Here is a 20937-nt window from a genome sequence, read left to right as displayed (position 1 = left end):
ATGCTTCGCTTGGTGCCGCTGGCTGAGCGCGGCGGTGATGGCTGGGGGTTGTTCAATACAGTAGCCGAGATTGGCCATCGACCGCGCAGTGTTGCGTGGTCAATGGCCTCGGTGGGCGAAGCGGTGGTGTGATCGATCCATCACCTCATGCCAATTGTCGATAGGCCTGCGGCATGACCGGTTGCGGGATCTGTCGCTGCTGCATGAAGCGACGCTGGATGAAGTCCGCGCTCAGCTCCACCACGCGCCGGTATTGCAGGTCGACCGTGATCATGTGATAGCAGTCGTCGAGCAGGACCTTGACCACCGGGCCACCGAGCTTGCGCTCCACATAGTCGGCGTTCCAGCGACTGGTGATGTCGTCTTCACTGGAGTGCAGCACCAGCGCCTGGGTGGTGATCTGCGGCATGCGTTTTTTCACCGCCGCCACCAGTCGGTGCAACTCGCGGACACTGATCCCGGACATGGTCAGCAAACCGGCGTTGCCGCTGTCACCGGCGCGCATCTGCCGTTCGACGATGGCGCGCAGGCGTTCGTCCTTGATGCCATAGGGCGGTTTTTCGTTGAAACGGCACAGGTGCACGCCAAACGGAATCGACATCACCAGGCTGCTCAGTTTCGCCACCCAGGGCATGTTCCAGCCGTCGTAGCGCAGGGTCGTCGAGTACAGCAACAAGCCTTCGATCTGCCCTGGGTGTTCCGCCGCCAGGTACATCGACAGCACCGCCCCCATCGACAACCCACCGACGAACACGTGGGCGTGCTTGCGGCGCACACCGACGAAGGTGTTGCGCGCGCTTTCGTACCAGTCGCGCCAACCGCTGGCTTGCAGGTCGGCGTTGTCGCCGCAATGACCGGCCAGGGTCGGCACGTAGACCGTGCACCCGGCCGCCGCCAGGCCCATGGCTACTCGCCGCAGTTCGACCGGCGTGCCGGTCAGGCCGTGGATCAACAGCACCGCGACCTCGCCGGTGCCGAGCACGAACCCGGCACTGCCTTCACCCAGGTCGATGCCGTCGAGCTCGACGGCGGCGTTCATCGTTTCATCGCCCGATCAAGCAAACGGTCGAGCAGGGCGATGCCCAGGTCGATCTCCGGGTAGCTGATTTCCAGCGAAGGCGCGAGGGTGATCACGTTCTTGTAGTAACCGCCCACGTCGAGGATCAGGCCCAGGCGCTTGCCGTCGATTTCGATGTCGCCCTTCATGCCTTCCTCGACCATGAAGTCCAGGGTCGCCTTGTCCGGGGTGAAACCGTCCGGCCCGCAGATTTCGCAGCGCAAGGCCAGGCCGAGGCCGTCGACGTCGCCGATAATCGGGTAGCGTTTTTGCAGGTCTTTCAGGCCTTCGAGGAAGTATTTGCCCTTGTTCATGACCATCGCGCCGTAATCGACTTCGCTGGTCATCTTGAACATCTCCAGGCCGACGGCCGTGCCCAGCGGGTTGGAGGCGAAGGTCGAGTGAGTGGAGCCTGGCGGGAAGACTTTCGGGTTGATCAGCTCCTCTTTCGCCCAGATGCCACCCAGGGGATTGAGGCCGTTGGTCAAGGCCTTGCCGAAGACGATCACGTCTGGCTTGACGTCGAAGTGCTCGATCGACCACAGCTTGCCGGTGCGGTAGAAACCCATCTGAATTTCATCGACCACCATCAAGATGCCGTGCTGGTCGAGCACATGCTTGAGTTCGCTGTAGAAGTTCATCGGTGGGATCACGTAGCCGCCGGTGCCCTGGATCGGCTCGACGTAGAACGCGGCGTATTCACTCTGGCCGACTTTCGGGTCCCAGACGCCGTTGTATTCCGTCTCGAACAAGCGGGCGAATTGCTGCACGCAATGGCTGCCATACTCTTCCTTGGTCATGCCCTTGGGGCCGCGGAAGTGGTACGGGAACGGGATGAAATTGGCCCGCTCGCCGAAGTGGCCGTAGCGGCGGCGATAGCGGTAGCTGGAGGTAATCGACGAAGCGCCGAGGGTGCGACCGTGGTAGCCGCCTTCGAAGGCGAACATCAGGCTCTTGCCGTTGCTGGCGTTACGCACGACTTTCAGCGAGTCCTCGATGGACTGCGAGCCGCCGACGTTGAAGTGCACGCGACCGTCGAGGCCGAACTTCTTCTTGGCGTCTACGGCGATCATTTCCGAGAGCTCGATCTTGCCTTTGTGCAGGTACTGGCTGGCGATCTGCGGCAGGGTGTCGATCTGCTGTTTCAGCGCGTTGTTCAAGCGCGGGTTGGCGTAGCCGAAGTTGACCGCCGAGTACCACATCTGCAAATCGAGGTAGGCCTGGTCCTCGGTGTCCCACACGTAGGAGCCTTCGCAACGGCTGAAAATGCGCGGTGGTTCGATGTAGTGAACGGTGTCGCCGTAGGAGCAGTACTTGGCTTCTTTTTCCAGGAGGATTTGGTCTTCGGCGGTGGCGATTCGAATATCAGACATGGTGGAAGCGTTCCTGTGTTTCGACGTTGAATGGTTTGACGCGGGCGGTGCCCATGCTTGGCAACTGGGCCAGCAGGGCAGGGAGTTCGGCGAAGCTTGAGAAGCGCGCATAGGCGATGCCGTTACGCTCGCAGTGCTCGGCCAGGCGGTCCTTGGCGAACACGAAATCGGCGCTGGCGGCCACGCACATATCGGACTGGCCGTCACCGATCACCAGCACGCGCTTGGTGCCCGGGGTGGATTTGCATTTGCAGTTACCGGCGGCAGCACGGCAGGCGTCGCTGGCGTAGGGGAAGTCGATACGCCAGCGGTCGTGATCGACCTGGCGCAAGCGGTTGGCGAGAATCGGCAGCAGGCTGACGTAGTTTCGCGCCAGGATCCGCGCGATCCCTTGCTCGATGCCATCGCTGACCACTTCAAACGAGGCGCCGAGGTCAATCGCGTGGTCGACGAAATCGGGGAAGTCCGGGTCGATCTCGATGCTGTCGAAATACCCGAGCAGGTCGCTGGTCGAGGCCTTGACCAGCGACAGCTGGCGGCTGAGGCATTCACGCGAGCCGATGGCGCCGGTCAGCCATTCGTTTTCGATCGCCTCCCAGCTGGGGTCGGCGAATCGTTGGAGGATGCCGTCGATCACGTCGGTGCGGGTGATGGTCCCGTCGAAGTCACACACGATATGCCAGTCATTCATCTGCTTTACCTTTCTTGAATGAAGCGAGCGCAGGTCGCGCTGTTTGCGCCGCGAAAGGGGTAGAGCAGGGACTGTGCCAATTGGGTTTGACCCAGCAAAGCTCGGGTTCTGGCCGATTGAGTAGGGCGCGAAGCTACAATTTTTGTAGCTTGCTACAAACAACATGAGTGCTTGCACAGGCCCGCGAATCGGAGGATTGATGCGCGCATATCCAGTCAAGGAGCGGGCTCATGCCGAGGATTTTTTTCATTGTGTTGGCGGTTTTATGCGGCGTGCCGGCCACGGTCATGGCCGAAGGCATCAGCGGTGAGGCGGGGGCTGGTATCAGCTATCAACCGCATGATCCGACTGCCAGCCGTTATGAGGCCAGGCCAGTGCCTTACCTCGATCTGGACTGGGGCGACGTCAGCCTCAGCACGGATGACGGGCTGACCTGGAGCGCGTTCAAGGCCAATGGTTTCAGCGCTGGGCCCTTCCTGAATTATCTGCCGGGGCGCACCGCCAATGGCAGCCTTCAAGGCTTGCACGATGTGCCGGACATGGGCGTGATCGGTGGGTTTGTGCAGTACGCGCCAGCTGATTTCTGGCGGGTGTTCGCGTCGGTGGGCGAGGCAGTCGGCGGGCCCGAGGGTGTGGTTGGTCGAGTGGGTGGCGAGATCGGTTACCCATTGGGTGGCGGGGTCATTGGCAGCAGCAACCTGACCGCACATTTTGCCGATGCACAGCAGAACCAGGCGTTTTTTGGTGTCAGCGGCGATGAGTCCCGGGCCTCGGGCATTGTCCGCTACAACGCCGGGGGCGGCTTGCAGAACATTGCGCTGACCCAGAGCTTCGAATTTCCCCTTGCCGCGCATTGGTCGCTGTTGACCAGTGTCAGCTGGATCCACCTGACCGGTTCGGCGGCGGACAGCAGCATCGTCAAGCAGGAAGGGCATGTGGATCAGGGGCAGGTGCAGGCGGCGATTGCCTATAAGTTCGAATAGCCAGCGGACTCAACACCGCACCTTGTAGGAGCCAGCTTGCTGGCGAAGGCGGCGTGTCAGGCGCCATCAATGTTGAATGTGCCGGCCTCTTCGCTGGCAAGCCAGCTCCTACAGAGGTTGCGGCGAGTCATGTCCTTTGTAGGAGCCGGCTTGCTGGCGAAGGCGGCGTGTCAGGCTCCATCAATGTTGAATGTGCCGACCTCTTCGCTAGCAAGCCAGCTCCTACAGCGGTTGCGGCGTGTCATGCCCTTGCCGGCGGGGGGGCGTGCCTAATGGCTCAGGCCATACTTTTTCACTTTGTCGAACAGCGTGGTCTTGGCCATGCCCAGTTCCTGGCTGGCCTGGGTCAGGTTGCCGCCGCTGCGTTGCAGGGCATCACCAAGCAAGTTGCGTTCGAAGGCTTCCACCGCTTCGGCGAAGGCCAGCCCATGAGCGGGGCCGCCGGTACCGGATTTCTTGAACGCCGGCAGGCCCAGGGCAAAGCGCTCGGCGACGTTGCGCAATTCGCGCACGTTGCCCGGCCAGTCGTGGCTCATCAGGTTCGAAACGGTCTGATTGTCCAGCTCCGGTACATCGCGGTCGAAGCGCAACGACGATTGCTGCAAGAAGTGTTCGAACAATTGCAGGATGTCTTCGCGACGCTCGCGCAACGGCGGCAGTTCCAGGGTCACCACGTTGAGGCGGTAATACAGGTCGCTGCGAAATTCCCCGGCCTTGCTCGACGTGACGAGGTCGGATTTGGTCGCCGCGATCACCCGGCAATCCACCGCGACGCTCTGGTTCGAACCGAGGCGTTCGAGGGTGCGTTCCTGCAACACCCGCAGCAACTTGATCTGTAAGGGCAGCGGCATGCTTTCCACTTCATCGAGGAACAGCGTGCCGCCGTCGGCGTGTTCGATCTTGCCGATTCGCCGTTTGCCCGCGCCGGTAAAGGCGTTGGCCTCGTGGCCGAAAATTTCACTTTCGAAGAGGTTCTCCGGCAGGCCGCCGCAGTTCAGCGCGACGAACTGCTTGGTGTGCCGCCGGCTGAAATCATGCAGGCAGCGTGCGACCAATTCCTTACCGGTGCCGGTTTCGCCTTCGATCAGCACGTTGGCCGAGGTGTCGGCGACGTTGGCGATCAGTTCGCGCAAATTCTGCATGGCCGGCGAGCGGCCGATGATCCGCCCTTCGAGGGAGTCGCGCTCGGCCAGTTGCCGGCGCAGCGACGACACTTCCCGCGCCAGGCTGCGCTGCTCCAAGGCACGGCGGGCGACGTCCACCAGACGCTCCGGGGAGAAGGGTTTTTCCATGAAGTCGTAGGCGCCTTTTTGCATCGCGCCAACCGCCATGGAGATGTCGCCATGGCCGGTGATCAGCACCACCGGCAGGCTGCGGTCGCGGGCCTTGAGACGGGTGAGCAGTTCCAGGCCATCGATGCCCGGCAGGCGGATGTCGCTGACGACGATGCCGGCGAAATTGTCGCCGACCCGCTCCAGGGCTTCTTCGGCGCTGCCTACGCCAATGCAGGGAATGTCCTCCAGGGACAGCGCTTGTTGGCAGCCGAGTAGCACATGGGGGTCGTCTTCGACGATCAATACACTAAGGTCGTTGTTCATATTGGCTCGGCGGGAGTGGAGCTTACCAACGGTAAACTGAGGACGAATGCGGTACCACCGCTGGCTGGGTGTTCGACACCCAGGTGCCCGCCCGTGGCGGCGGCCAGGCTGGCGGACAGGGTCAGGCCAAGGCCCAGCCCTTGCTCGCCGGGTTTGGTGGTGAAGAACGGTTCAAACAGATGCTTGCGCGCCTCGGCGTCAATGCCGTGGCCGTTGTCACGCACGCGCAGGCGGTATTTGCCATCGAAGGCTTCACCTTCAAGCCACAGCTCGGGTTGCGGTTGCGCCTGCATGGCATCCAGGGCATTACCGATCAGGTTGACCAGGATCTGCTCCAGGCGGGTCTGGTCGATTTGCACCTGCACCTCTTCGAAATGGCGGTGCAGCTGGGTGTTTTTCATTCGTCCATCGAGCAACTGCAACGCCGCGTCCGCACCTTTGCCCAGGCACGCCTGGCCCTTGTCATCACCGCGCCGGGCGAACGAGCGCAGGCTGGCGGTGATCCGGCCCATGCGGTCGATCAGTTCGTTGATGGTCTTGAGGTTGGTGCTGGCGACGTCGAGCTGGCCGCGCTCCAGGAAGCGCACGGTGTTGCCGGACAAAGTGCGCAGCGCTGCCAGCGGCTGGTTCAGTTCGTGGGCGATGCTGGTGGACATCTGGCCGATGGCCGCGAGTTTGCCCGCCTGCACCAGTTCATCCTGGGCGCGGCGCAAGGTCTCTTCGGCATGCCGGCGTTCGCGGATCTGACCCTTGAGCCGTTCGTTGCTGGCGCGCAGGTCGGTGGTGCGTTCGGTAATCCGACGCTCCAGTTGATTGTTCGCTTCTTGCAAGGCTTCCCGGGCCGCGAGGCGGGTGGCAATCACCTTGCGCCGCTCATTCCAGGCGATCAGCAGGAACGCCAACAGGGCAAACGCCACGGCCACCAGAATGCCCTGGTTGATCGCTTCGCGGCGCAAGTCCTGCAAGGGCGTGAGCAGGGTGAAATTCCACGGTGTGTCGCCGAGTGGCCGGGTTTGCGCCAAATAACTGATGTTTTCGTCGTCCGATACCAGCTCGCTGTTGGCCGGGAACGTTAGTTTTTCCACGCCTTCGGACAGGGTTTCCCGGGCCAGCGGTTGCAGTTCGTTGAGCGGAAACCAGTAGTACTGCAGGCTGCGGGCGAGCTTTTCCTTGGTCTCCTCGCTGAGCGGTACCACCGACTTCAAGCGCCGCGCCGGATCGCTCGACAGGATGATGATGCCGTTCTCGTCGCTGACGAAGGCTTCCAGGCGCGCCCTTTGCCAGCGTTCTTCCATGGCTTCCAGGCGAACCTTGACCACCGCGACGCCGATGATCTTGCCGTGTTCTTCCAGGCCATGGGCCAGGTAGTAGCCGGGTTCGCCGTTGGTGCTGCCGATGCCGTAGAAACGCCCCGGCTGGCCGCGCACGGCGTTCTGGAAATAGGCGCGGAAGGACAGGTCTTCGCCCAGATAACTGTCGACATCGCGCCAGTTGCTGGTGGCCATGACACGGCCGGTGGTGTCCATCACGTAGATGGCCCGACTGCGGCTGCGCCGGTTCAGGCCTTCAAGGTAATCATTGACCGACTGCCGGTGTTCCGGCGTCGGATCGGCCAGCAGCTGTGAAACACTGGACTCCAGTTCCAGTAGGCTGGGCAGGTAGGTGTATTTGCTGATCTCGCTTTCGACGGCGCGGGCGTGCAGTTCCAGCTGACGCTGACCGTTTTCACCAAGGCTGCGAATGCCGTTGTGCTCACTGATCCAGAAGCCGATATAACCCAGGCCGATCATCATCGCGATGATCAGCGGCGGCAGGAACAAATGACGAACCAGACGGGGTTTCACGGCGAGTGATGGCGGCGCGGCGCGATAGAGATTGGGGTCGCATTTCATCACAGATGCCTTGGGTCAACCACCACACAAATCCGAACCTTGCACGGATCCTGTGTAGGAGCCGGCTTGCCGGCGAAGGGGCCTCTGGATGATGCGTTGTTTTCGAGGACGCCTTCGCTGGCAAGCCAGCTCGTACACGGGAGGGGTGTTACTTGTTAGTGCTGCAGGATTTTGTTGAGGAAGTGCTGCGTACGCTCGGCACGGTGGCTGATGTCGCCGAAGAACTCCTCTTTCGGGCAGTCTTCGATGATCTTGCCGGCGTCCATGAAAATCACCCGGTCTGCCACTTTACGGGCAAAGCCCATTTCGTGGGTCACGCACATCATGGTCATGCCTTCGTGGGCCAGTTGCACCATCACGTCCAGCACTTCGTTGACCATTTCCGGATCCAGCGCCGAGGTCGGTTCGTCGAACAGCATGACGATCGGGTCCATCGCCAGCGCACGGGCAATCGCCACGCGCTGCTGCTGCCCACCGGACAATTGGCCCGGGTGCTTGTGCGCATGAGCCGAGAGGCCGACACGCTCGAGCAGTTGCAGGCCTTTCTTGGTGGCTTCTTCCTTGCTGCGGCCCAGCACCTTGATCTGCGCGATGGTCAGGTTTTCGGTGATGGTCAGGTGCGGGAACAGCTCGAAGTGCTGGAACACCATGCCCACCCGCGAACGCAGTTTAGGCAGGTTGGTCTTCGGGTCGGCGATGGACGTGCCGTCGACCACGATGTCGCCTTTCTGGAACGGTTCCAGGGCGTTGACGCACTTGATCAGGGTCGACTTGCCGGAACCGGATGGCCCGCACACCACGATCACTTCGCCTTTCTTCACATCGGTGCTGCAATCAGTCAGTACCTGGAAGTCCCCATACCACTTGTTGATGCTTTTGATAGAGATCATACGGCGAACCTTTTTTGCAGACGCTTGACCAGCTGCGAGGCGGCAAAGCTGATGATGAAGTACACGAGACCCGCGAAAATCAGGAACTCATTGGAGCGGCCAATGATGTCGCCACTGGCGCGCGAGGCGTTGAGGAAGTCCACCAGGCCCACGGCGTAGACCAGCGAGGTGTCCTGGAACAGGATGATGCTCTGTTGTAGCAACAGCGGGGTCATCTTGCGAAACGCCTGCGGCAGGATGATCAAGCGCATCATTTGGCCGTACGTCATGCCCAATGCCTGGGCAGCGCCCATCTGGCCCTTGGGAATCGACTGCACGCCGGCACGGACGATTTCGCAGAAGTACGCCGCTTCGAACATCATGAACGCCACGATGCACGAGGCGAAGGCGCCGATCGGCGTGTCTTCGCCGGTGATCCAGCGCAGCACGAACGGCACCGCCAGGTAGAACCAGGTGATCACCAGCAGCAGCGGGATCGAGCGGAAGTAGTTGACGTAGGCACCGGCCAGGTTCGACAACAGCTTGCTGTGGGACAGACGGCACAGCGCCAGGAGGGTGCCGAGGATGATCCCGCCGATCACGCCCATGGCCATCAGCTTGAGGGTCATGATCATGCCGTTCCACAAACCGGGAATGGCCGGGATGATGCCCGAGAAATCGAGTTCCATTATTTACCCCCTGCGGAGATCAGGCCCGGTACGGCGACTTTCTTCTCGACCAGGCGCATCAGCAACATCAGGCTCATGTTCAGGGTGAAGTAGATCAGCGTGGCCAGGGTAAAGGCTTCGAACAGGTTGGCGGAGAACTCGGCGGTCTGTTTGGTCTGCGCGAGCAACTCCATCAGGCCGATCAGCGAGGCCACGGAAGTGTTCTTGAAGACGTTCAAAAATTCCGAGGTAAGCGGCGGAATGATGATCCGGTAGGCCTGGGGCAGCAGCACGTTCCAGTAGATCTGCGGCAGTTTGAAACCCATGGCGCGGGCCGCGGATTCCTGGCCTTTGGGCAGGGCCTGGATACCGGTGCGCACCTGTTCGCAAACCCGTGCGGTGGTGAACAGGCCCAGGCACACGACGACGCTGAGGAACGCCGACGTGGTCGGGTTCAGGTCCTGCTTGTACCAGTCCTGCAGGTTCTGCGGCAGCAGGTCGGGCACCAGGAAGTACCAGATGAACAGCTGAACCAGCAGCGGCACGTTACGGAAGAGTTCGACGTAGCAGGTGGCGATGCCCGATACGATGCGGTTCGGCACCGTGCGCATGACGCCCAGGATCGAGCCCAGTGTCAGCGCGATGATCCAGGCCACGACGGCGATGGCGATGGTCCAGCCCAGACCGGCGATGTACCAGTCGAGATACGTCTCGCTGCCCACGCCAGTGGACTTGAAGAACACGGCCCAGTCCCAGTTGTAATTCATTAGGGTCTCCCCTCGGATTCGATCGATGTACAAATGCCCGTTTGGGGGAAGCTCCGTTCCCGTCCGATCTTTACGATCAGGCACACGCCCCCGGCTCGACAGCCACCGGTTCGAGTGTTTCCAGAAAATGCCAGCAGGGAATGCAATCTCCTGAAAGGGCGCGGCCCTCTCAGGAGATAAGGTTAGTCAGAAATCAGGATTTCTTGTCGTCAGCCGCTTTGTCGGTCGGATTGGCGATCAGGGCCTTGAGTTCGTCGCTCATCGGGAAGTTCAGGTTCAGGCCTTTTGGCGGGATTGGCTGCATGAACCATTTTTCGTAGATCTTGTTGATCTCGCCGGACTTGTAGGTCGCAACGATGGCGTCGTCTACGGCTTTCTTGAACGGCTCGTCGCCCTTGCGGACCATGCAACCGTAGATTTCGTAGGACTGAGGAGTACCGGTCACGGCCCAGTCATCGGCTTTCTTGGCCTTGGCGGCTTCGCCGGCGAGCAAGGCGTCATCCATCATGAAGGCAACGGCACGGCCCGACTCCAGCATCTGGAAGGACTCGCCGTGGTCTTTGGCTGAAATGACGTTCATGCCCATCTGCTTGTCGGCGTTCATCGACTTGAGGATGCGCTCGGACGTGGTGCCGGCGGTGGTCACGACGTTCTTGCCTTTGAGGTCATCGAAGTCCTTGTACTGCGAGCCCTTCTTGGACAGCAGGCGGGTACCGATTTCGAAGATGCCGACGGAGAAGTCAACTTGCTGCTGACGCTCGACGTTATTGGTGGTCGAACCGCACTCGACGTCCACAGTGCCGTTCTGCACCAGCGGGATACGGGTTTGCGAGGTGACCAGGTTGTATTTGACCTGGAGGTTCGGCATGTCCAGGTCTTTCTTGATGGCTTCGACGATTTTCAGCTGAAGATCGTGGGAATAGCCAACCGGCTTGCCGGAAGCATCCGCGATGTAGGAGAACGGAATGGAAGCGTCGCGATGTCCGAGGGTGATGACGCCGGACTCTTTGATCTTCTTCAGGGTGCCGGTCAGTTCGGCAGCGAAAACTGGAGTGCTGATCAGAGCGGCAGCAATGGCTGCGCCCAGGATATGGGGAACGATGCGCATCAAATTTTCCTCGACTTTGTTTTTTTTATGGAGCCAGTTAATCAGCCCTTTTGTGCTGCAAAACACCTGAGCGCGCTGATGAGCTGGCGCAAAGGACATTCGTCGAAGAAGTGTAGAGCATGACTCGTGCCAGACCAGTCTTGATTAGTCAAAGTGTTGATTTATAAGGGGATTAAATTTTTTTGGGAGGGAAATCAAGCCTGAAGAATCCGGTTAACCGAACCGACTGTCAGGTCGCGTTCGGAAAACCGAATGGTGCGCTTTTCGCAGGAGCCGGCTTGCTGGCGACTGCATTCGCAAGATTGCCTTTGCCGGCAGCCGGCGCCTACAGGGTGGGGATGGTCAAGGGTATTTGCGCTTGTCCGGGGCTGGCGGGAAGTACTGGTACAACCAGGTTTCACTCAGCGTGCGGTCATGGGTGCGAATGAACAGGCGCAGCTCGACCGGCTCGACGCTGTCGTTGGTCGGGTACCAGTCGAACAGGATGCGGTAGCCTTTGATGTCATCGAGCTTGAGGATACTGAAATCCTGGACCTTGCCGTTCGAGCAGGTGACCACTGGCTCGATGCCGGTGCCTTCGGGCAGACGGTCCAGGCCGCCACCCGTGAAGTCCACGGCGAAACGACGGGCCCAGACTTGCGGGTAATGCTCGCCCGGCGCCCAGCCTTCGGTGAAGCCGCCCATGCCCGAACGGGTCGCATTGACCCGCGCCAGCGGCGTGCCGACCGGCGGCAATGCGCTCCAGTAGAGCTTATAGCCGTAGTTCAGCGATTCACCGGCGGCCACCGGTTTTTTCGGGGTCCAGAAGGCGACGATGTTGTCCAGGGTCTCGCCGGTGGTCGGGATCTCCAGCAAGTCCACCGAGCCTTCGCCCCACGCCGTGGTCGGTTCGACCCACAGGCTCGGCCGGCGGCTGTACCAGTCGACGGTGTCCTGGTAGCTGGCGAACTCGTGGTCGGTCTGCACCAGGCCAAACCCTTTCGGGTCTTTGTCGGCGAAGGCATTGAATTGCAGGGTGGCCGGATTGTTCAGCGGACGGCAGATCCACTCACCGTTGCCGCGCCACATGGCCAGGCGGTCGGAGTCGTGGATTTGCGGGTGGAGGGTGTCGCACATCCGGCGTTCGTGGGTGCCGCAACTGAACATGCTGGTCATCGGCGCGATACCCAGTTGATCGATGGCGGTACGCGCATTGATGTGGGCGTCGATTTCCATCACCACGCGCTCGGCCTGGCAGTCGATATCGAAGCGGTAGGCCCCGGTGGCGCTCGGCGAATCGAGCAGGGCGTAGACCACGAAGCGGGTGCTGTCCTTGTCCGGCGTCTCGAACCAGAACTTGGTGAAGTCGGGGAATTCTTCGCGCTTCTTGGCGTAGGTGTCGATCGCCAGGCCGCGGGCCGAGAGGCCATATTGGCCAGTGACGTCCACCGCACGGAAGTAACTGGCGCCGAGAAAGGACACCACATCGTGCTTATCCAGTTCCGGCGCCTTGAACAGCTTGAAGCCGGAGAACCCCAAATCGCCCTTGAGCTGTTGGGTATCGACCGTGGTGTTTTCATAGTTGAACAGCGACGGGCGGAAATGCACCTCGCGCGCCTGGCGGGTCTTGGGGTCGACGCTGTACATGCGCACCGGCTGCTTGAAGCCCATGCCGACGTGGAAGAACTGCACGTCCAACTGGCCGTTCAGGTCGTTCCACAGCGAATGATTGGCGTCGTAGCGGATGGCGTTGAAATTTTGCGGCGTCATGCTCGCCAGGGTCGGCGGCAATACCTGTTTGGTGTCCTGATAGCGGTTGCTGGCCAGTTGTTTGGCTTGCAGCTTCAGCGCCTCGAAATCGAACGCGGTGGCCTCGCCATCAGCGGCGCCACCGTTGGCGGCCCAGGCCTGGGCGGCCAGCAGGCCGGAAGCGGAAAGACCGGTGTAGGCCGCAATGGCCATGGAGGCTTTGAGCAAATTCCTGCGGTGCATAAATACAACCTGTCGTGGACAATCCCGCGCCGTTCCTGGCACGTACTGGATCAGAAATATCGGTTCGGACATGCCTTCGGCCAAACGCAACGGACTTTAAACAGATGCCGGATAGCTTAAACCGTTCGATTGCAGAGCAAAATTGATTGATGGCACGGCGCTAGTCTGGCAATGAAACAAGACATGTCGGTGAACATTTCCGACAGTGATTTCTGATTTTCAGGGCATATCTGCTTTTTTCGACTAATTACTCTAAAAACCGCTTTTCAGCGCCCGGAATATTTCTATTCTGTGCACATGACCGGTTTATGCCCTTCGGACCGGTGCGGTTCAGTGGGCACCCAGCGGCTGCTGAAAAAGGGAGAGGGCGATGCGGTTTTTGCAGTTTTCTTTGACGTCTAGAGAAGGACATCGTCCATGTCGAAAGTACAAGGCATCACCGAAATGTTGGGAATCTTTCCATGCCTGAGCGGCGGCCGGCGAAGGCGTCGACTCAATAACGAGGAAATGAAACTGGTGGAACGCTATCGGGAATTGTCGGAGAGCGACCGGATAGCGATGCGGTATCTGGTGGATGCGATGAGGAGTGTTTCGCGGTTTTGAAGCAAATGGGGGCATCCCGTTTCGGCTGGGCGCCCCTCATCTACCCGTCCTGTGAGCGCTCGGATCGTTGATGCTGCACCCGCAACACTTGCACCTGGCCTTGGGAAAATCGGTAAGGAGCAATAAAGGGATAATGGCCAAACACCAACTCCCTGACATCGGGCATGCCTGAAGGCCTGCCTGAGCCAGGAAACTGTGCCAATTGTTGGAGAAATTGCACAATCGCATAAATGATGTCGAAAGCGGTTTTTGTGCCCACTGCCTTTCGGTAGTGCTCGTGGGTGGTCTCGAGATCGCTTTCGGCTTTTTCAGTCAGTCGTCATTACGGCAGTGGTTTAACCCACTTCCCCCACCGCCCGATACGCCTCATCGATCGCCGCATGCGCATGCGCATACGCGCTCCACGCCGCGTCCGAGTTGGCGATGCTCACCCGTCCAACTGGCTGACGCGCCAGGTTCATCAGTTTTTCGCTTTCGTCGGCGTCGTCGTACAGGCTGTTGGAGAAGTACGCGTAGCCGTGTGACCAGCGGTTGACGGTGATGGCGAGGATGTCGGTCTCGTGGTTGAAACCGCCAGGGCCGAGCATGCGTTGCAGTTGGTCGCGCAGTTGCGCTTCCAGTTGTTCGAAGCTCTGGCCGTACAGGCGGCCTCGGCCGGCGCGGGCCTGGTCGCGGGCGTTCATGCCGCTGTTGGGGCTGGTGGGCACGTAGACCATGTGCAGGCCGATCGGTTGGGTCGGGTCTTTCGGGTGGTCGTAGCCGCCCATGCTCACCGGGTAGTCGAGTTTGATCCGGCTGTAGGGTTGGGTCGCGGCGTAGATTTCGTGCACGCCGAGTTTCTGGAACGACTGCCAGTTGCGGATCACCACTTTGGTGTACACCAGCGGGAACTTCACGTTCTGGCTCAAGGCGTGGGATTGGTCGGCCGGCAGGTCGCGCAACAGGTACGGGATGATCATGTTGTAGCAGGCCATGATGCAGTGCTTGCCGCGCACCTGGCTGAGCTGGCCGCCACGACTGTAGCCGACGTTCACGCCGCTGCCGACGTTGCGCACGCTCACCGCCGTGCTGTTCAGGCGAATGCGCACCGGCGTCTTGGCTTGGTCGAGTCTGGCGTAGTCGAACGGGGCCAGGACGATGTCGTCCATGGTGTGCCCTGGTGCCACGGCCGGGATCAGGCTGCGTACCAGCAAGCGCGCCAGCGAGGCGTTGCCGTCGGGGAAGTGGTAGATGTAGGGCTCATCCATTTCCGCCTTCGCTTCTTCGCTGATCGGCTCCAGATTCATTGCGCTGAAACCTGGGAAACCGACCGAATAAGCGTCGGACGCAGCGACCGCATCGATGCTCAGGGCCATGAAGTCATTGGTGCGGCTCTGGAAATATTTCACCGCCTGTGCCGACAGGCCTACGTCTTTAAGCAGGAATTCCTGGTAGCTGGTGGCTTCCAGGTGTGCGGTTTTTTCCTCGGAGGTTTTGCCGGCCAGGTAATCCTTGGGCGTCATGTGCAGGGCGATCAACGCCTCGCGGTCGGCTTGCGGCAGCGGGAAGTCGTTGATGAAATCCGGGATGGCGCGGGCATGCAATTGGTCCGGGGCGATGTCGTCCGCCACCATCGGCGTCGGGTCACCGGTCACCAGTTTGTCTTCACCGAAATTTTCCTTGTCGAAGAACACCCCACGGGACAGGCCCAGGCCAGGGTAGAACTGGCGATCAAAAGCGGTCTCGAAGCGCTTGATGTTCACCCCGAGTTTTTTCAGCAGGCCGTTCACTTCCTTGCTGTACAGGTGATTTGGCGACTGGAAGGCTTCACTGCCGCCATAACCGATGATCATGCGACCACCGGCGGAGAATTCGTTGCGCTTGGCGTGACCGCCGAAGTCGTCGTGGTTTTCCAGGATCAGGATGCGCGCTTTCGGGTGTTTATCACGGTAGAACCACGCAGCGGATAGTCCGCTGAGGCCGCCGCCTACCACCACCAGGTCATATTCCTCGGTGATCGGTAGCTTGTCCGTGTCGAAGACCTTTTTCTCCCAGCCCATCTGGTGGGCAATTTCGAACGAGCCGACGTGGCTACCCCGCAGGCCGGTCAGGGCCGGTGGGTAATAGCGCCCGTCAGGGGCGGCCTGGAGAAGTTGCAGTGGGGTCATGCCGGCAGCAATGGTGACAGCGACGCCGTTGAGAAAGTCGCGGCGGGTGATATCCATGTTCAATCCTTTGTTGGTTTTTTTAGATCGCCCCGGCACCACAGTGACACCGGGGCGAATGCCGTTACCGGCTGACTTTCCAGGCATCGCCTGCAGGGGCGGTGCCGTGGTCATACGGTTTGGCGATCCACATATAGAGCAGGCCAAGGCCAATGACGATGGCGGTGCTCAGTACCATGGCGTAGTTGATGTACCACGCGGCATCCGGTGTCCGTGGCCAGGCCATGTTGATAATGGCACCGACACCATAGACCAACGCGCCGATGTTCACCGCCCAACCCCAGGCGCCGAGGGTGAATTTACCGCTCGGTTTCCAGCCCTTCAGACGTGCGTACAGCGCTGCCAGCACGATCATCTGGAACGCCAGGTAGATGCCGATAGCGGCGAAGCTGACGATGGTGGCGACCGCATCCTGCAGGAAGAAGCCAAGGATGATGATCAGCGCCGGCAGGACGCCGGACACGAACAGTGCAGCAACCGGAACCTGGGTCGTAGGAGAGATCTTCTTCAGCAGACGGCTACCGATCACCATCTCGTCGCGGGCGTAGGAATACAGCAAACGACTGGCCGCCGCTTGTAGGCTGATGACACAGGAGATGAAGGAAATCATCACAACGCCCATCACCACTTTCGAACCGACCGGGCCGAAGGCGTTGTTGAGGATGGTGGTGACCGGGTCCTTGTCGGTGCCATTGATCACAGCCTGCATGTCCGGCACAGCGAGAATCAGCGCCAGGCAGGCAAACATCGCCGAGATGCCGCCGATGTAGATGGTCATGCGCATGGCCACCGGAATCCGCTTGCTCGGGTTCGGGGTTTCTTCAGCCACGTCGCCGCAGGCTTCGAAGCCGTAGTACAGGAACATCCCCGCCAGCGAGGCGGTGAGGAAGGCGGGCAGGTACGAGCCGTCGACACTGATATCGAAGGTGTTGAACAACACGCTGATCGGTTGGTGGCGTTCGAAGAGCAGCAGGTAGACGCCGACGATAACCGCGCCGACCAGTTCGCAGAGGAAGCCGAACATGGCGATGCGCGCCAGCATCTTGGTGCCGCTGAGGTTGACCAGGGTGGCGAACAGCGTCAGCACCAGGGCGATGACAATGTTGGTATTGTTGCTTGGTTCAAAACCGAGCATGGCCGCGAGGTACGGACCGGCACCGACGGCGACGGCAGCGATGGTCACGCACAGGGCGATGGAGTAGATCCAGCCGACCATCCACGCCCAGCGCTTGCCCACCAAACGACGGGCCCACGGGTACACACCGCCGGAAATCGGGAACTGCGAGACCACTTCACCGAAGATCAGGCACACCAGCAATTGGCCGCAACCGACCAGCAAGTAAGCCCAGAACATCGGTGGCCCGCCCGCGGCCAGGCACAGGCCGAACAGGGTATACACCCCGACGACCGGGGACAGGTAAGTGAAGCCCAGGGCGAAGTTTTCCCACAGGCTCATGCTGCGATTGAAGTTGGAGGTGTACCCCAGTTTGCGCAGTTGCTCGGCATCGCTGTCGGCAACGGCTGCAGAGAGATCGGGTGATGCACTCATGTGTAATTGCTCCGGAAAATCGGCAGATTTCGGATGTCCGAAACCGTGGCGGGGCCTTGAAGGCGCTGCCCGGATCGGTGGTTATTGTTGGGTCTTCTTTGGTGTGGGGCCTGGTGCTGCGTACTGCCGGTTTCTGCCTTGAAACCGAGGTGAGTCATTCGCTGTAGGAGACGGATTGCTGGCGAAAGAAACGACGCGGTGTGTCAGATACGCCGCCTTCGCTGGCAAGCCAGCTCCTACCGTTTTTTGCGTATGCCTTAATGCTTGAACATCACATGCCGAACGACGGTGTAGTCCTCCAGCCCGTACATGGACATGTCCTTGCCATAACCGGACAGCTTCTGACCGCCATGCGGCATTTCGCTGACCAGCATGAAGTGCGTATTGACCCAGGTGCAGCCGTACTGCAAACGGGCCGACAGGCGATGGGCGCGACCGACGTCGGCGGTCCACACCGACGACGCCAGGCCGTAGTCCGAATCGTTGGCCCAGCCCAGCACCTGCGCTTCATCGGTGAACTTGGTCACCGACACCACCGGCCCGAACACTTCGCGACGGACGATCTCGTCGTCCTGTTGCGCGTCGGCCAGCACGGTCGGCTCGAAGAAGAAACCATTGCCTTCCACCGCTTTGCCACCGGTGACCAGGCGAATGTGCGGTTGCGCCACGGCGCGCTCGACGAAGCTGGCCACGCGGTCGCGATGCTGTGCGGTGATCAGCGGGCCGAGTTCGGTCGATGGGTCATCCTGCAAGCCGTACTTGATGCTGCTGACCGCCGCGCCGAGTTTTTCGACGAACTTCTCGTAGATGCCTTCCTGCGCATAGATGCGGCAGGCAGCGGTACAGTCCTGGCCGGCGTTGTAGAAACCGAAGGTGCGAATACCTTCCACGGCGGCGTCGATGTCGGCGTCGTCGAAGATGATCACCGGAGCCTTGCCGCCCAGTTCCATGTGCATGCGCTTGACGCTGTCGGCGGTGCTGGAAATGATGTTCGAACCGGTGGCAATCGAACCGGTCAGCGACACCATGCGCACCTTCGGGTGCGTGACCAATGGGCTACCCACGGTAGGACCACGGCCGAACACCAGGTTGAGCACGCCGGCCGGGAAAATCTCCGACGCCAGTTCGGCCAGGCGCAGGGCGGTCAGCGGGGTTTGTTCCGACGGCTTGAGCACCACGGTGTTGCCGGCGGCCAGGGCTGGGGCGATCTTCCAGGCGACCATCATCAGCGGGTAGTTCCACGGCGCGATGGAAGCAATCACGCCCACCGGGTCGCGGCGGATCATCGAGGTGTGGCCGGGCAGGTACTCGCCACCGGCCGAACCGCTCATGCAGCGGCTGGCGCCGGCGAAGAAGCGGAACACGTCGGCAATCGCCGGGATCTCGTCGTTCAGCGCGGCGTTGTAGGGCTTGCCGCAGTTGTCCGATTCCAGTTTGGCCAGTTCTTCGCCGTGGGCTTCGATGGCATCGGCCAGTTTGAGCAGCAGCAGCGAGCGCTCTTTGGGCGGGGTCAGCGACCAGCTGTCGAACGCGGCGTCGGCGGCACGCACGGCGGCGTCGACCTGGGCTTCGCTGGCTTCGTTGATTTCCACCAGCACACGACCCAGCGCCGGGTTGAATACCGCTTGGGCCGGGCCTTCGCCGTCGATGAGTTGGCCGTTGATCAAGAGTTTGGTTTGCATGGCATTGTCCTCTTACAGACGATTGTTTTTTTTCTGTGCAAACCGGTCCCCTGTAGGAGCTGGCTTGCCAGCGAAGGCGTCTTCACATCCAACAATGATGTTGATGGGTCTATCGCATTCGCTGGCAAGCCAGCTCCTACACAAGCCGATTTTCACAACCAGAAAGGGTTGTCAGTTACTTCCCGCCACTGCCCGCAACGCTTTCGCCGCCACGGGTCAGGTAATAGGCGCCGAGGATCGGCAGCATGGTCACCATCATCACCAGCATCGCCACGACGTTGGTCACCGGCACGTCTCGCGGGCGGCTGAGCTGGTTGAGCAGCCACAGCGGCAGGGTGCGTTCATGGCCGGCGGTGAAGGTGGTGACGATGATTTCGTCGAACGACAGGGCAAACGCCAACATGCCGCCGGCCAGCAACGCCGAGCCGAGGTTCGGCAGGACGATGTAGCGAAAGGTCTGCCAACCGTCGGCGCCAAGGTCCATCGAGGCCTCGATCAAGCTGTGCGAGGTACGGCGCAAACGGGCGATGACGTTGTTGTAGACGATCACCACGCAGAAGGTCGCGTGACCGACGATGATGGTGAACATCCCAGGCTCGATGCCCAGCGTCTTGAAGGTCGCCAGCAGCGCGATCCCGGTGATGATCCCCGGCAAGGCAATCGGCAGGATCAGCATCAGCGAGATGCCTTGCTTGCCGAAGAAGTCGCGACGATACAGCGCGGCCGAGGCCAGCGTGCCAAGCACCATGGCAATCAACGTGGCAATCGAGGCGATCTGTAACGACAGCTTGATCGCTTCGAGCACGTCCGGCCGTGAGAACGCGACGCTGAACCATTTCAGGGTGAAGCCCTTGGGCGGAAAGCTGAACGCTGCATCTTCGGTGTTGAAGGCGTACAGGAAGATGATCAGGATCGGGAAGTGCAGGAACACCAACCCGCCCCAGGCCGCGATGCGCAGGCCCAATGAGGCTTTTTCAGAGTGCATCGAAGGCCCCCAGACGTTTGACGATGGACAGGTAAACGGCGATCAACACGATCGGCACCAGGGTGAAGGCAGCGGCCATCGGCATGTTGCCGATCGCGCCTTGCTGGGCGTAGACCATGCTGCCGACGAAGTAGCCGGGCGGGCCGACCAGTTGCGGCACGATGAAGTCGCCCAAGGTCAGCGAGAAGGTGAAGATGGAACCGGCGGCAATGCCTGGGATCGACAGCGGCAGAATCACTTGCATGAAGGTCTGGCGCGGCTTGGCCCCGAGGTCGGCGGAGGCTTGCAGCAACGACGGCGGCAGGCGTTCCAGCGACGCCTGGATCGGCAGGATCATGAACGGCAGCCAGATGTAGACGAACACCATGAAGCGTCCCAGGTGCGAGGTCGACAAGGTACTGCCGCCCACGCCCGGAATCCCCAGCACCCATTGCAAAACCGGCTCCAGCCCCAAATGCTGCACGAACCACTGCGCCACGCCGCCTTTGGCCAGCAGCAGCGTCCAGGCGTAGGCCTTGACGATGTAGCTGGCCCACATCGGCATCATCACCGCGATGTAGAAAAACGCCTTGGTCTTGCCGGTGGTGTAGCGCGCCATGTAGTAGGCAATCGGGAACGCGACGATGGCGCTGGCAATCGACACGACAATCGCCATGCTCAGGGTGCGCAGGATGATGTCGAAGTTCGACGGCTGGAACAGCGCCGCGAAGTTCGCCAGGGTCAGGTCGGGGATGACCGCCATGGTGAAGTCATCGAAGGTGTAGAAACCTTGCCACAGCAGGGTCAGCAACGAGCCGAGGTAGATCGCGCCGAACCAGATCAGCGGCGGCACCAGCAGCATCGACAGGTACAGGTTGGGCCGGCGATACAGCAGGTTGGAAAACCGGCGCAAGGGCGAGCCGCCCGACTGGGTTTGAGAGATAGCCAAGGTGATCAT

19 protein-coding genes are annotated in these 20937 nt (G+C 60.8%); 3 read left to right on the top strand and 16 right to left on the bottom strand.

The features are described from left to right. A complete protein-coding gene (locus J1D76_RS16755; RefSeq protein ID WP_421139350.1) occupies positions 1 to 132 on the top strand; it encodes a hypothetical protein in 132 nt (43 codons plus the stop codon). 13 nt (positions 133 to 145) lie between these two features. Here the strand turns inward: J1D76_RS16755 and J1D76_RS16750 are convergent, their stop codons facing one another. Genes J1D76_RS16750 through J1D76_RS16740 form a run of 3 tightly spaced genes read right to left on the bottom strand, consistent with a single transcriptional unit; the run spans position 146 to position 3121 of the window. Then, positions 146 to 1039: an alpha/beta hydrolase gene (locus J1D76_RS16750; RefSeq protein ID WP_421139349.1), complete on the bottom strand. Its 894-nt coding sequence runs from the start codon at positions 1037 to 1039 to the stop codon at positions 146 to 148. Next, positions 1036 to 2430: an aspartate aminotransferase family protein gene (locus J1D76_RS16745; protein ID WP_421139347.1), complete on the bottom strand. Its 1395-nt coding sequence runs from the start codon at positions 2428 to 2430 to the stop codon at positions 1036 to 1038. Before J1D76_RS16745 ends, J1D76_RS16750 begins: the two co-directional genes overlap by 4 nt. Then, a complete protein-coding gene (locus J1D76_RS16740; RefSeq protein ID WP_421139346.1) occupies positions 2423 to 3121 on the bottom strand; it encodes an MtnX-like HAD-IB family phosphatase in 699 nt (232 codons plus the stop codon). Before J1D76_RS16740 ends, J1D76_RS16745 begins: the two co-directional genes overlap by 8 nt. A gap of 230 nt (positions 3122 to 3351) precedes the next feature. Here J1D76_RS16740 and J1D76_RS16735 point away from each other — a divergent pair, with 230 nt between their 5' ends. Further along, entirely contained in the window at positions 3352 to 4104 is a 753-nt protein-coding gene (locus J1D76_RS16735) for a MipA/OmpV family protein (RefSeq protein WP_421139345.1), read from the top strand. A 269-nt stretch (positions 4105 to 4373) separates the two neighbouring features. On the opposite strand, the gene J1D76_RS16730 is transcribed toward J1D76_RS16735, so the two are convergent. The 7 genes from J1D76_RS16730 to J1D76_RS16700 form a co-directional block, all read right to left on the bottom strand. Continuing rightward, positions 4374 to 5702: a sigma-54-dependent transcriptional regulator gene (locus tag J1D76_RS16730; RefSeq protein ID WP_421139344.1), complete on the bottom strand. Its 1329-nt coding sequence runs from the start codon at positions 5700 to 5702 to the stop codon at positions 4374 to 4376. Next, entirely contained in the window at positions 5699 to 7594 is a 1896-nt protein-coding gene (locus J1D76_RS16725; protein ID WP_421139343.1) for a sensor histidine kinase, read from the bottom strand. The genes J1D76_RS16730 and J1D76_RS16725 overlap by 4 nt, the downstream gene beginning before the upstream one ends. A gap of 155 nt (positions 7595 to 7749) precedes the next feature. Then, a complete protein-coding gene (locus J1D76_RS16720) occupies positions 7750 to 8484 on the bottom strand; it encodes an amino acid ABC transporter ATP-binding protein (RefSeq protein ID WP_421139342.1) in 735 nt (244 codons plus the stop codon). Continuing rightward, positions 8481 to 9152 carry an amino acid ABC transporter permease gene (locus J1D76_RS16715; RefSeq protein ID WP_421139341.1) on the bottom strand — a complete coding sequence of 224 codons (672 nt, stop codon included), beginning with the start codon at positions 9150 to 9152 and terminating at the stop codon, positions 8481 to 8483. The genes J1D76_RS16720 and J1D76_RS16715 overlap by 4 nt, the downstream gene beginning before the upstream one ends. Next, complete coding sequence (locus J1D76_RS16710) at positions 9152 to 9898, bottom strand: amino acid ABC transporter permease (RefSeq protein WP_421139340.1); 747 nt, start codon at positions 9896 to 9898, stop codon at positions 9152 to 9154. Before J1D76_RS16710 ends, J1D76_RS16715 begins: the two co-directional genes overlap by 1 nt. A 193-nt stretch (positions 9899 to 10091) precedes the next feature. Then, complete coding sequence (locus J1D76_RS16705) at positions 10092 to 11006, bottom strand: glutamate/aspartate ABC transporter substrate-binding protein (protein ID WP_421139339.1); 915 nt, start codon at positions 11004 to 11006, stop codon at positions 10092 to 10094. Positions 11007 to 11348: 342 nt separating this feature from the next. Continuing rightward, positions 11349 to 12977 (bottom strand): glucan biosynthesis protein D, encoded by a 1629-nt coding sequence (locus J1D76_RS16700; protein WP_421139338.1) that lies wholly within the window; start codon positions 12975 to 12977, stop codon positions 11349 to 11351. Positions 12978 to 13394: 417 nt separating this feature from the next. Between J1D76_RS16700 and J1D76_RS16695 the strand changes: the two genes are divergently transcribed. Next, positions 13395 to 13580 (top strand): hypothetical protein, encoded by a 186-nt coding sequence (locus tag J1D76_RS16695; protein WP_421139336.1) that lies wholly within the window; start codon positions 13395 to 13397, stop codon positions 13578 to 13580. Between the two features lie 40 nt (positions 13581 to 13620). Here the strand turns inward: J1D76_RS16695 and J1D76_RS16690 are convergent, their stop codons facing one another. The 6 genes from J1D76_RS16690 to J1D76_RS16665 form a co-directional block, all read right to left on the bottom strand. Then, positions 13621 to 13896: a type II toxin-antitoxin system RelE/ParE family toxin gene (locus J1D76_RS16690; protein WP_421139361.1), complete on the bottom strand. Its 276-nt coding sequence runs from the start codon at positions 13894 to 13896 to the stop codon at positions 13621 to 13623. A 19-nt stretch (positions 13897 to 13915) separates the two neighbouring features. Then, positions 13916 to 15784 (bottom strand): NAD(P)-binding protein, encoded by a 1869-nt coding sequence (locus J1D76_RS16685; protein WP_421139335.1) that lies wholly within the window; start codon positions 15782 to 15784, stop codon positions 13916 to 13918. Between the two features lie 64 nt (positions 15785 to 15848). Then, positions 15849 to 17333, bottom strand: coding sequence for an APC family permease (locus J1D76_RS16680; RefSeq protein ID WP_421139334.1), 1485 nt, complete (start codon positions 17331 to 17333; stop codon positions 15849 to 15851). A 257-nt stretch (positions 17334 to 17590) separates the two neighbouring features. Further along, positions 17591 to 19015, bottom strand: a complete 1425-nt coding sequence (locus J1D76_RS16675; RefSeq protein ID WP_421139333.1) for a gamma-aminobutyraldehyde dehydrogenase — start codon at positions 19013 to 19015, stop codon at positions 17591 to 17593. A gap of 175 nt (positions 19016 to 19190) precedes the next feature. Then, positions 19191 to 20000 (bottom strand): ABC transporter permease, encoded by an 810-nt coding sequence (locus J1D76_RS16670; protein WP_421139332.1) that lies wholly within the window; start codon positions 19998 to 20000, stop codon positions 19191 to 19193. Beyond that, on the bottom strand, positions 19990 to 20937 hold the full coding sequence (locus tag J1D76_RS16665; protein WP_421139331.1) for an ABC transporter permease: 948 nt from the start codon (positions 20935 to 20937) through the stop codon (positions 19990 to 19992). Before J1D76_RS16665 ends, J1D76_RS16670 begins: the two co-directional genes overlap by 11 nt.

It is taken from the genome of Pseudomonas sp. NFX15 (assembly GCF_049132105.1).
Taxonomy (GTDB): domain Bacteria; phylum Pseudomonadota; class Gammaproteobacteria; order Pseudomonadales; family Pseudomonadaceae; genus Aquipseudomonas.
The sequence above is the reverse complement of the archived record's forward strand: the minus strand, read 5'-3'. Positions and strand labels throughout refer to the sequence as shown.